General features: G+C 35.8%; 12 protein-coding genes. 2 read left to right on the top strand and 10 right to left on the bottom strand.

The annotated features are described in order from the left end of the window. Positions 1-138: 138 nt before the first annotated feature. Positions 139-894 carry an exodeoxyribonuclease III gene (locus tag FHY45_RS11055; RefSeq protein ID WP_139891883.1) on the bottom strand — a complete coding sequence of 252 codons (756 nt, stop codon included), beginning with the start codon at positions 892-894 and terminating at the stop codon, positions 139-141. Positions 895-1,012: 118 nt separating this feature from the next. Here FHY45_RS11055 and FHY45_RS11050 point away from each other — a divergent pair, with 118 nt between their 5' ends. After that, positions 1,013-1,264 carry an alpha/beta-type small acid-soluble spore protein gene (locus FHY45_RS11050; protein ID WP_066103579.1) on the top strand — a complete coding sequence of 84 codons (252 nt, stop codon included), beginning with the start codon at positions 1,013-1,015 and terminating at the stop codon, positions 1,262-1,264. A gap of 461 nt (positions 1,265-1,725) precedes the next feature. Here the strand turns inward: FHY45_RS11050 and FHY45_RS11045 are convergent, their stop codons facing one another. The 7 genes from FHY45_RS11045 to FHY45_RS11015 all read right to left on the bottom strand — a co-directional run bounded on the left by FHY45_RS11045 (position 1,726) and on the right by FHY45_RS11015 (position 7,587). Further along, entirely contained in the window at positions 1,726-2,064 is a 339-nt protein-coding gene (locus FHY45_RS11045) for a PTS sugar transporter subunit IIA (RefSeq protein ID WP_139892015.1), read from the bottom strand. Positions 2,065-2,801: 737 nt separating this feature from the next. Next, complete coding sequence (locus tag FHY45_RS11040; RefSeq protein WP_066103576.1) at positions 2,802-3,281, bottom strand: acyl-CoA thioesterase; 480 nt, start codon at positions 3,279-3,281, stop codon at positions 2,802-2,804. Positions 3,282-3,382: 101 nt separating this feature from the next. Then, positions 3,383-4,117, bottom strand: a complete 735-nt coding sequence (locus FHY45_RS11035) for a gamma-glutamyl-gamma-aminobutyrate hydrolase family protein (RefSeq protein ID WP_066103574.1) — start codon at positions 4,115-4,117, stop codon at positions 3,383-3,385. A gap of 127 nt (positions 4,118-4,244) precedes the next feature. Continuing rightward, complete coding sequence (locus FHY45_RS11030) at positions 4,245-5,111, bottom strand: YitT family protein (RefSeq protein ID WP_066103573.1); 867 nt, start codon at positions 5,109-5,111, stop codon at positions 4,245-4,247. 30 nt (positions 5,112-5,141) lie between these two features. After that, positions 5,142-5,573, bottom strand: coding sequence for a MarR family winged helix-turn-helix transcriptional regulator (locus FHY45_RS11025; protein ID WP_139891882.1), 432 nt, complete (start codon positions 5,571-5,573; stop codon positions 5,142-5,144). A gap of 174 nt (positions 5,574-5,747) precedes the next feature. Next, a complete protein-coding gene (locus tag FHY45_RS11020; RefSeq protein WP_066103569.1) occupies positions 5,748-6,851 on the bottom strand; it encodes a branched-chain amino acid aminotransferase in 1,104 nt (367 codons plus the stop codon). A gap of 133 nt (positions 6,852-6,984) precedes the next feature. Further along, entirely contained in the window at positions 6,985-7,587 is a 603-nt protein-coding gene (locus FHY45_RS11015; RefSeq protein ID WP_139891881.1) for a DUF6438 domain-containing protein, read from the bottom strand. Positions 7,588-8,676: 1,089 nt separating this feature from the next. Here FHY45_RS11015 and FHY45_RS11010 point away from each other — a divergent pair. Next, a complete protein-coding gene (locus FHY45_RS11010; RefSeq protein WP_077248014.1) occupies positions 8,677-8,829 on the top strand; it encodes a YpzG family protein in 153 nt (50 codons plus the stop codon). A gap of 45 nt (positions 8,830-8,874) precedes the next feature. Here the strand turns inward: FHY45_RS11010 and FHY45_RS11005 are convergent, their stop codons facing one another. Both FHY45_RS11005 and FHY45_RS11000 read right to left on the bottom strand, forming a co-directional pair. Then, positions 8,875-9,927, bottom strand: coding sequence for a ribonucleotide-diphosphate reductase subunit beta (locus FHY45_RS11005; RefSeq protein WP_139891880.1), 1,053 nt, complete (start codon positions 9,925-9,927; stop codon positions 8,875-8,877). A 16-nt stretch (positions 9,928-9,943) separates the two neighbouring features. Further along, positions 9,944-12,208: a ribonucleoside-diphosphate reductase subunit alpha gene (locus tag FHY45_RS11000; protein WP_139891879.1), complete on the bottom strand. Its 2,265-nt coding sequence runs from the start codon at positions 12,206-12,208 to the stop codon at positions 9,944-9,946. Positions 12,209-12,373 lie beyond the last annotated feature (165 nt).

The raw sequence follows: 12,373 nt of genomic DNA, 5'->3' as shown, positions 1-12,373 counted from the left end.
ACAGAATGCTTTAACAAACAAAAAGAAACACTTTCTCGAAATGCTGAAAGTGTTTCTTTGTTTTCAAATAATTTTTAGATTAATGCCTTACTTTTGAATATGGACTTCTCTATACGACTAACTAAAAATTACATCGACTCAAATTTTCATTTCCAAAGAAATTGGACAATGGTCACTACCCATAATTGACGTGTGGATTTCTGCTTCGGTAATTAGATTAGCGATTGATTCAGACACAATAAAGTAGTCAATCCGCCACCCAATATTACGTTCGCGGACTTTGCTCATATAAGACCACCAGCTATACACTTCTGTTTTATCAGGATAGAGATAACGGAAGGAATCAACAAAACCGCTAGATAATAAAGCTGTCATCTTACCTCGTTCCTCATCTGTGAAGCCAGAATTCCCTTTATTTGATTTGGGGTTTCGTAAATCTTCGGGTTTATGAGCAACATTTAAATCTCCCGTTAAAATCACTGCTTTCTCTTTATTCAATTCATGTAAGTAAGCATAAAGTAAATCTTCCCAAACCAAACGGTACCCAAGCCTTGCCAGGTCACGCTGTGAATTTGGTGTATACACATTTACAATGAAAAATTGATCAAATTCCAATGTAATGGCTCTGCCTTCCACATCATACTCATCATTCCCAATCCCGTATTTAACGGATAATGGTTTTTGACGAGTAAAAATTGCCGTGCCTGAGTATCCTTTTTTTACAGCGTAATTCCAGTACTGATAATAGCCATCCAGCTCCAGATTAATCTGGCCCTCCTGCAGTTTAGTTTCCTGCAAACAAAATATATCAGCGTTTAATTCTTTAAAAGTATCCAAAAAACCTTTTCCAACGCAAGCTCTTATCCCATTCACATTCCAAGAAACAAATTTCATAACTTCAATTTTCCCCCTGCTAAATATCTCTATCTAATTCATATAAAATTCATTATAACAAATCGAGTAGATAAAATGCGGTTTGGGCACCTTATATTTAAAGGAGACGTGATTAACGATGGCCAAACGCAGAAAGATTTTAGTACCTGAATCCAGGGAACAATTAGATCAGCTGAAAGCAAAAGTGGCGCAAGCCGACCACCCGGACAGAGCAAAATATGAAGTAGCTAAAGATCTTGGCATTCCCCTCAATGAAGGATATAATGGTCGCATTGCTGCAGCAGATGCAGGAAAAATCGGCGGTAAACTAGGTGGAAGCATGGTGAAGGAATTAACCAAATTGGCAAAGGAAAATATATTGAGGCAATAAAAAAAGCCTCTCAGGCTTCAAAAAAAGTTAAGTGAAGAATTATAAAAGCTGAAATTTATAGAGCTACAGAGTTTTTCAACTATTTTGTTAACCCCCGAAGATACAAGTTGATTGCTCGTTAACTCAATTACAGCTAATCCTGTTTTCCAAAATTACCGTTTCACTCTCAAATGATTTAATTTACTTTACTGTACTCAGACGCAACCGGAAGATCGCCAATTGCTATTGGTAAGGCCCTTACTTGTAATAATACAGCTGATTTCAACAACGCTGTCATAGAGTAAACTTCCTGATTGCTCCTTTATTCATTGACAGCTTGTTGTAATGCCTTTCTACCCATCAATTCAATGATAATACAAGCAAACCTTCTTTTTAATTTGGCAACGTTCCTACTCTTTCCAGTTTTTATTTGCCATCTTCAATATCGGTAAACCATAATCCCTTCACAGCCAATTTATTCCTCATACATTTTTATAAATTCTTCTATCAATTCCGGTGTGTAACTCGCTGCTTTCATATAATTCTACAAATTCAGCAGCCATATTCTTAACTGTCAAGGTTTTCATCAGATTATTCTGTGCAAGTAGCATTAAGAATGATACATTCATAACTTCTTCCGTTTCTTTCTGTAATAAACAAACTTGCGTTTGATGAGCCATTAGAATAGCATCTGTTGATTCTTTCAATTTTTGGTGAGCTAGGCTATAATCTCCGTGCTTCGCTGCAGCAATTGCTTCCACCGCACAGCTTCGACCGTCTCCACCATGGAGAATTAACCTGAATTTTTCTACTTCATTCATCATTTTCCCTCCATTTAGATAGATTTGATATTTTATAATATTGCAGTCCTCATCTCTGATTCTCCTGCTTTATCTTATGCTATCCATATTTTCATATCTTTTAATACGTATCAGATTGGAATTTCCAATCAATATTCCATAGTCGAAAAATCATTCATAACGTTGATAAAACAATACCCTTTTTAAAGGCTTACTAACCAGAAATTTCAAATGCAATAAATCTCATAATCATCAGCATTCACAATTAGTATTTTCATATAATATAGTACCTTCGTTTGAGTTATTTATATCTGACGATCCTAAGATTTTTATGATAGGATAATCATCCAATTAATACTGAGAACATCTGATCTTGAGTCTATATCACTCTCTGTAAACCCTGTTCAGTTTCGGAGGTATACACATGGTTAATATGAAATATCTAGAGGAGTCAGATACCATTATTTATTTTTCAGAAATAAAACAGGGAAGGCCTCAGCCCTCCCTGTTATCATCTGTGTTAATCTCTATAATAGTAAACTAGCTCCCTCAGGTTACTGAATTCGGTCTGGATCTATGTATATGTTTTCTCTCTTCTTTGGTAGAAGTAACTCAACTATAGCTATTCATCTCTAGAAATTTCCTTCTAATTTAGGACTATTTCTTTTTAAAAAGCAGGAATAATTGAGGAGTATTAGCCGTTACAAAAATCATCATAAAACCTTGAAAAACATATTTCCAAGGCTTTGGTGACTCCCTTATTTAGATTTCTGCTTTCTCATTTTCCGTTCTTGATACTTCGCTTCAGCACGATTATACAGCTCTTTTTCAAGCTCGGTTTCAGGCAGTACTTTAGGAACTGAAGAGGGCCTTCCATCTTTATCAATCGCAATCATGGTCAAGAATGCCTCAGACGTTAGTCTTCTCTCTCCAGTCATCAGATTCTCTCCTTCAACCCTTACATACACCACCATTGAGGTATTGTGTGACCAAGTAACAAACGCCTCCAAACAGATAGCCTGCCCAGATTTAATAGGAGCATGAAAATCGAACGAATCACTTGAAGCTGTAACCACTGGTTTTCTACAATGACGCATCGCAGCAATTCCTGCAATTTTATCAACATACGCCATTACCTTACCACCAAAAATCGAATTGTACTGATTTGTATCAGCAGGTAAAACTAAATCAGTCAAATAAGCTTTTGAATTACTTGGTACTTTGCCTTCATCCAACATGGCGCTCGACCCCTAACCCAGTATATTCTATTTATCCCAATATACTACACATAGAAAAAGACTGCCAAATGACAGTCTTTTCGTTTAGCTTACTTAATTTCTCATAAAGCGTTTTGCTTACAAACACCAATAAAATGTCTTAACAATTGATCCATGCTGGCATCATGTTTACGCAATTCTTCTGGATGAAATTGTGTTGCCATAATTGAATCATCAATTCCTTCAAACGCTTCTATTAATCCATCTTCAGCCTTCGCGACTGGTTTTAAGCCTTTACCTAACTCTTTTATGCCCTGATGATGAAAACTATTCACATCCATTTTATCCTTTTTGACAATACTATATAGTTGGCTATCCTGTTCTAAAAAAACTGTATGAACTGGCTCAGGCCGCTCTACATTTGATAGATGCTCCAAATCATCAGAATTATCATCTTCTTTATCTTCTTCAACATGCTGGTAGAGACTTCCACCTGCTGCTACATTAATTAAATGTGAACCCCTGCATATTCCAAATAACGGTTTCCCTTGCTTGCGTGCTTCTTCAATGATTTGGAAATGTGATTGATCTAGCCCCTTATGTGTGTCTCCTAAATCCTCACTTGGTGGTTCATTGTAAAATATCGGATTCACATCAATACCACCCGTTAATAAAATCCCATCAACCATCGAAACCCAAATCTTAGCGAGTTCCTCATTACCCAATGGAAAAATCAATGGAATTCCACCTGTTTTTTTTATTGCTTCTGAATAACTTAAAAATACAGTTGTTGTATTGTTTCCTTCTATTTTTAATATATTACTTGTTAACCCAATAATCGGTTTATCATTTTTCATATCTAAATTCCTCCCTTAATCTCTCACTTCTATTCCCATTAAATATTATTTTTACTCTAGAAATATTTGTAATTTATTCAACTAACAAAAATAGCAGCCCAATGATGAGCTGCTATCGTATTAAATATTAGTGTATGTTTTTCTTTTCAAAGTTACCGCCCATAACATCAGAAACGTTCTGAATCGCTATAAAGGCATTTTCATCAATATCATGTACAACATCTTTTAATTTAGCCAATTCCAGACGTGTCATTACGCAATAAACCATTTGCGTATCTTCCTTTAGGTAGCCACCCTTTGCATAAATAAACGTGGTCGATCTTCCAAGGCGATCCTGAATAGCCTCTGAAATTTCTGCATATTCGTTGGAAATAATCGTTACAGATCTAGATTCATTTAAACCTTCTACTACGATATCCATAACCTTAGCGGCCATATAATACGCGAAAATAGAATACATTGCAGAATCCCATTCAAATACGAAACCTGCAGCTATAAAGATGAAAACATTTATGAACATAATGATTTGTCCAACTGGTAATCTTAATTTCTTAGATAATAAAATCGCTATGATTTCTGTACCGTCAAGGGCACCGCCAACACGAATGACAATCCCAACTCCAAGTCCAAGAATCAATCCTCCAAATAACACAGCCAGGATTTTCTCATCTGTAAATGGCTCAATATGATGCAACATTGCTGTACTAACAGAAAGGACAGCAATACCATAAATAGAGGAAATCGCAAAAGTTTTACCAATTTGTTTGTATCCAATATAAAGGAATGGCAAGTTAATAATAAAGATGAATAGTCCCAACTGTAATTTGGTTATATGTGAAAGCATAATGGATATCCCAGTTATTCCACCATCAATGACACTGTTTGGTACCAAGAAGAGTTCCAATGCAACAGCCATCATGACTGCACCAAGTGTAATGAAGAAAAATCTTGTTAGTATTTTTAATATAGATGCTTTTTTATGTGTTTTTGGCAAAACTATTCCTTCTTTCTTTATAAATATTTATTATTTTGATTGATAATCAGTAAATTTTTGAAGAATAGAATTTAATATCTTCAGTTCGTGTTCATCCAGTAAAGCTGCATACTTTTTTAAAATTTCTCGGGAGTTCTCTCTTGCCTTCTGAAGAACTTGAACCCCCTCTTCGGTAAGTGTTACAGCGACAAACCTTCTATCCTTCTCATCTTGAACTCTTGAAACAAATCCATGCTGCACCAGCCTTTCAAGCATGACGGTGATCGCGCTTGGTTTCACATTGAGGATTTTCGCTAAATCTTTAACGTTTGTCACTTTTTCTTTTTCAATTTTATTTAACAAATGAAATTGCGATCCGGTAATCCCCAAATCCTGATGCTGCGTAATCTCCGACATGATTGTTCTAATTGTTGAAATCAATATACTTTCAAATTCTTCTATTTGATTTTCTTTACCATCCATCCTATATTGTCCTCTCTTACATCGAGAATAATTTTAATTTTTTTGCTTAATTATTATACCATATTATAATTAAATAGTTTAACTATCTTATATATACACTTTCCAAATTAATATTAACCAAACAAAAAGGCATAAAAAAAACCGTGGTTACCCACGATTCTCTTTCAAAACTTTTTATTTATATACATGTATCTGGCTTTCTTCTTTGACTTCCTTTATCCAATTGAATGGATCTTCTACTTTTCCATTTTGTATTCCTGTGATGGTATCATATAATTTTTGCGTTAACGTTCCTATTTTCCCTTTGTTGATGGTTAAAATTTCATTATCCCATAATAATTCACCAATTGGCGAAACTACTGCTGCTGTTCCTGTCCCAAAGGCTTCTTCCAATTTCCCATTTTTATTAGCCTCAATAATCTCCTGCATAGAAACTCGACGTTCTGTAACTGGGATGTTCCAATGTTGTAATAGCTGAATAATTGATTGACGAGTCACACCATCCAATACACTGCCGTTTAATGCAGGCGTGACAACCTCACCATTTATTTTAAAGAAGACGTTCATGCTTCCGACTTCTTCGATATACTTTTTCTCAATTCCATCAAGCCAAAGCACCTGTGAACAGCCAAGTGCTTCTGCCAATTCCTGTGCTTTAAGACTGGATGAATAATTACCGCCTGTTTTGGCCATCCCTGTACCGCCCTTTACAGATCGTACGTAATCTTTCTCAACACCAATTCGAACGGGATTGATTCCCTCTTTATAATACGCTCCCACTGGTGACAAAATGATTATGAACTGATAATGCTTGGACGGTGCAACACCCAAATAAGGTTCTGTTGCAATAATAAACGGCCGTACGTATAAAGAAGTACCTTCCCGGTCCGGAATCCATTCACGATCAATATCGATTAGGATTTCCAATGCCTTGATAACAAACGACTCATCTATATGGGGGATGCATAAACGATCATTAGATTTGTTCATCCGTTCAAAATTCTTTTCCGGTCTAAACAGAAAAACCCGATTATCGTGAGTACGATATGCTTTTAGCCCTTCAAAAACCGTTTGTCCATAGTGAAAAGTCATGCAGGAAGGCTCAAGTGTAATAGGTTGATAGGGAATAATCCTCGGATCATGCCACCCACCCAATTCTTCATCATAATCCATAATAAACATATGATCCGTAAAAATTCTTCCGAAGCCAAGTGTTTCAGGATTGGGCTTTTCTTTTTTATAATTGGTTTTTGTGATAGAAATTAGTTGAGTATCCATGTGATGTCCCCTTTAAATTGTCAGAATAATTAATAAAATTAATTGTACTCCTCAAATAGGGAACCTGCAAGTAGCAAACTTAAAATTAATAAAAAAACTCCAATTCATCGACTATTTCTCATAATCAAATGTTTTAGCGCTCCGAGCTCATAATGATATATGGATGTATACGACCTGTACTATCTTTTCCTAACTTATCAATCTGCCAGTTATGATAATTAGCCTCATTCACATTAATCATTTGAAATGCATCAGCTTGATTGGAGCTGGATATTACATATTCCTCATGTGAGTTCGACTTTCTTTTAATATGGAAGAGATAGAGAGGTTGTTTAATTAAATTCTTTAATCCCAATAATTCTTCCATTTTTCTTTCAAAGGCATCCAATTTTTTCAATGTATGCTTACTATTATCACAAGCAGCATCCTCGTCACCCAAATCATGTACCACTGTCTTATGTTCGCCAAATTGATATACCAATCGGGTAACACAAGTCGGGCTATCCGGCACAATTTGTGCAGTAGTATTATAAATGAAGTTTTTGTAATCGAATGATAGCAAGAGATCTTCAATTTTTTTAACTCTTTGCTTAGAAACCGTAAAGTTCTTAACGCCTATATATGAAACATACTTCTCACCCTGCCAACTTACATGCCCTTCACTTGTGATGGTTGCCTGATAAATCGGGGATTTGCCAAGACATGATGTCCGCGAGATGGAAAATTCTTTAAACAACTTTATACTTCCTCCTATTAGTACAAACTGATTCTTTAGAGTGCTAGATATCTATATATTTATCACCGCGCTCACTTTTCAAACATTTTCCAAATTATAATAGGTCTACCATATATACTATGAAAGACCAATACCATTTATAATAAGCCAACTGACACATTAATTAAAGACCAAAAGTATCTATTTAAGGCTGGCTGCTACAAGTATAATATGAGTTAAATTTCCTAAATTAATATAGTTTTAAAAAAATATAACATACCTCTTTAGATGTTAGTTATCATTTTGCGGGAGAGTGTATTTTACATGGTGAAGAAATTGAAAAGAGAACAAGCTGTTCTTTCTTGACAATATCGAGGAATGTTTCTGTATGGATTTCTGCCAATAAATTAAAATCAATCACTAAGCTACTATAACATATCTGTAAAAATTGATGTTTCAGATAAATATGCTAACTTTAATTTTACGAAAATTAGAAACAGCAATCTTTCTTTTGGACAAATTTTATCTGAAAGAAGTGCTGGCTCATAAGCAGAAAACAAACTATAAGAAAGCCCGACTTTTATTCAATAACACATTTACTTATACAGGTTCCGCAATAAGGATAATTCGATGATGTGTTACATCAAAGTACCCATCCGACTGAATAATCTGGTGGATTATATATCATACATCCAATTAATGATCCAACTCAAAACTCGGTACTTTCCAGGGAATGGCTTTTAGATATAAAAGTACCAACATCATAAAACGTTGGATTGGATAGGCTTCTTGACTATAAACAACAGTCATATCATTCTTCCGGACTTCTTTCAGTGCTATTTCATCGTATTTTCCCCTTTAACAGATGATTTTATAAATCATTCTGTCAAAATGGGAGACCGCGGCATAGATTTCTCCGTTATTATTGTTCATATTCCAAATTTCGCATAATTATCCACCATCAATATCCATATTATATATATTTTATCATAATATAGAAAATAATTCGTGAACTTTTCCCGAGATTAAAAGGCACTCATTTTGTATATCCTATACTTGATGTCCTCAAAAGGGACATCAGAACGTATCCTACTGATGGGGTGATAAGCAATGAGTTATCGGAATCATTTAGATCCACACTCTTCTCTTTTTCACCATAACTGGACAAGGCGGAAGCGCTCAAAATCACAGGTTAACGGACATACTGCAATGTCCCAAACCAATATCATTTTGAGGAGCAATGCGAAAGCTCACCGCTGGTAAGGATGCCTTCAAGCAAAAAGACGCCGTAATGGCGTCTTTTTACATTTACAGTTCATCAAATCCATTGGTATCTGTTGTTTTTGTATATTGTCTTGATTTCTGCTCAAAGAAATCCGTCTTGCCTAAATCCACTTCCTGATAGGCAACAATCCATCTTAATGGATTTTTGTTCGGAACCTCTGGAAACGGAGATCTTCCATACCCCAATTGATTGCAACGCTTATTAGCCATAAACTGGATATATTGTTCGAGCTCAGCCATCGTAATTCCCTCGATTTTATTTCCTATAACTTTATAACCCCATTCAATCTCAAGCTCTGCAGCAGTTCGGAAGGTTTCAATCGCAAAATTTTTCAATTCTTCTGTATTTGTTTCAGGATGTTCAGCCACTATTTCTTTAAAAATCTTCTCAAACAGCCCAACATGGATCTGCTCGTCTCGATTTATATAATTAATCATCGTTGAAGTTGCCACCATCTTTTGGTTTCTGGCCAAATTATAAAAGAAAGCAAAGCCTGAGTAAAAGAAGAGCCCTTCTAGGATTACATCATAGATAATCGATTTAAGCAGATTTTCAATTGTTGGGTTTTCTGTGAAATCCCGATAGCCATCAGTAATAAAATCATTTCGTTTACGCAAAATCTCTTCAGTTCTCCAATATTCAAAAACTTCATCTTGCTTGCTTTTCTGGACAATACTTGACAATACATAGGAGTAGGAATGGTTATGAATGACTTCTTGCTGCGCCAGCATAATCATCAATGCATTCAGAGATGAATCGGTCAGATAGTCGGCGACTTTACTGGCATAGTCAGACTGGATACTATCAAGCAATGCCAACAAGCCTATAATTTTTAGAAAGGATTCTTGTTCAATTTCTGAAAGATTTGGAAATTGTTTCGCATCATTCACCATATTAATTTCAAAAGGCGTCCAAAAATTAGATAGCATTACTTTATATTTAGGATATGCCCATGGATAGCGCACATCATCCCAATTTAAAATATTTGAATTTCTGCCATTAATAATACCCGTTGAACTATTCGGTGCTTCCCGATCGACTAATTTACGTTTTTCCACTATTGTTTTTGTATCCATTATATTTCCCCCATCCTTATTGGCAGCTTTCGCATTCTTCTATAACAGCGCTTGAAGTAGAACGTACATAGTATGTTGTTTTTAATCCGGTCTCCCATGCAAGCAGATGCAAGTCTAATAAATCACGTGCTTTAATATCATTACGGACATACAAATTAAACGAGATTCCTTGGTCGATATGTTTTTGACGACGTGCATTTTGGAGAATGCTCCATTTTTGGTCAATTAAATAAACGGATTTATAATACCACATTGTCTCCAGATTCAAGTCAGGTGCAGTCACTGGAATACGGTAATTCTTCTTCTCTTCGGAATATTCCCTTCTGAAAATTGGATCAATTCCGGATGTAGAACCGGCAATAATCGCAGTTGAAGAATTTGGTGCTACGGCCATAAGATAGCCATTTCGAATTCCGGATGTATGCACTCTTTTTTTCAATTGACTCCAAGCATCTGAATCATAGCCTCTTTGGTCAAAAAAGAATCCGCTATCCCAATCAGATCCTTCAAAAAATGGGTAAGCACCTTTTTCACCAGCTAAATCCACACTTGATTTAATCGTTAAATAAGCGATTTTTTCGTATAATCGGTCACAGTATTCAACGGCTTTCTCTGATTCCCAGGCAATGCCCTCAAGCGCTAATAAATGATGCCAGCCAAATGTCCCAAGTCCTATAGCACGATAATTTTTATTCGTTATATTTGCCTGAATGACCGGGATATTATTTAAATCAATGACATTATCAAGCATTCTCACCTGTATCTTAATTAAGCGTTCAAGGACATCTTCCTTTACAGCTTTGGCAAGGGAGATAGACGAAAGATTACATACAACAAAGTCACCCGGTGTTTTTTCAATAATAATTTTCCCATCCTCGGTTCTTTGTTCAATAACTTTGGTAGCACTTTGATTTTGCATAATTTCCGTACATAAATTACTGCAATATATCATTCCTTTATGGCGATTAGCATTAGAGCGGTTGACCGTATCCCGATAAAACATATAAGGTGTTCCTGTTTCAAGCTGAGAAATCATGATCGCCTTAAACACTTCAATGGCAGGTATTTCTTTTTTGGAAAGCTGCGGATGATTGATACATTCAGTATATTTTTGTCTGAATTGGCCATCCCCTGCTTCTTCATCAAAATAATCTTCAAGAGAATATCCCATTACTTTTCTTACTTCATGCGGATCAAATAAATACCAGGTACCCCGCTCCTTGACCATTTCCATAAATAAATCCGGAATGCAAACACCAGTAAATAAATCATGCGTTCGAAAACGTTCATCCCCATTATTTAAACGCGCTTCGAGGAAGGCAAATATATCCTTATGCCAAACATCCAGATAAACTGCAATGGCACCCTGTCTTTGGCCCAGTTGGTCCACACTGACGGCGGTATTATTTAATTGCTTCATCCATGGTATAACTCCTGAGGAAACACCCTTAAATCCTTTAATATCACTGCCTCGCGCTCTAATTTTCCCTAAATAAACACCTATTCCTCCGCCATTTTTAGATAGATTGGCAATATCGGTGTTTGAATCATAGATACCTTGCAAACTATCATCAACAGTATCGATAAAACAACTGGATAATTGGCCATAGCTTTTCCCAGCATTAGCAAGCGTAGGAGTTGCCACCGTCATATATAGATTGGATAAGGCCCAATATGCTTCTCTTATTAATTTGATTCGCTGTTCTTTAGGCTCATTCATCATTAATGTCATGGCAATAATCATAAACCGTTCCTGAGGAAGTTCATATAAGCTTCCATGATGAGATTTGGCTAAATAGCGATCTGCCAGCGTCCGAATGCCAATATACGTAAACAACTGATCTTTTGATGAATCGATGACTGCTTCGAGTTCATTGATTTCGTCTTCCGTATATTCATTTAACAATGCTGGATTATAAATCCCCATATCAGTCAATAGTTCAACAAGCTGATGAAAGCTCCCATATTTGTGTGTTAAATCATATCCCCGGCTTTTTGAAGCTTTATCATATAACTGGTCTAAATAAATAGTTGCCGCCACAAATGTCCAATCAGGCTCATCAGCAGAGATACGCTCTACGGCGCTTAGTACCAGTAAATTCACCAACTCTTTCTTGCTATAGTCAGACTTATACTCAAGTGCTGTCTTGATTTTTTCTAAGTATTCCTCTGCTGAATAAATAGATGTATAGGAACTAACACATTCCTTTATGTATGTTTCTATGCTTTTTAAATTTATGACTTCCAGACTTGCATAGTTTGATTCGTAAGATACTGCCATACTAATTTCCCCCTTATTGTTTGCCGATAAATCGATTAAAAACGTCTGTTCCCTCCACGCAAAAAATCCCATTGCCTAAAAATAAGCAATGGGAAAAGAAATAATAACAAGATTGAACTGTTCAATATTGCTATTTCATCCGTTCCACCCTCATTGCTCCCGATA

It is taken from the genome of Bacillus sp. D386 (genome assembly GCF_006346415.1).
The sequence above is the reverse complement of the archived record's forward strand: the minus strand, read 5'-3'. Positions and strand labels throughout refer to the sequence as shown.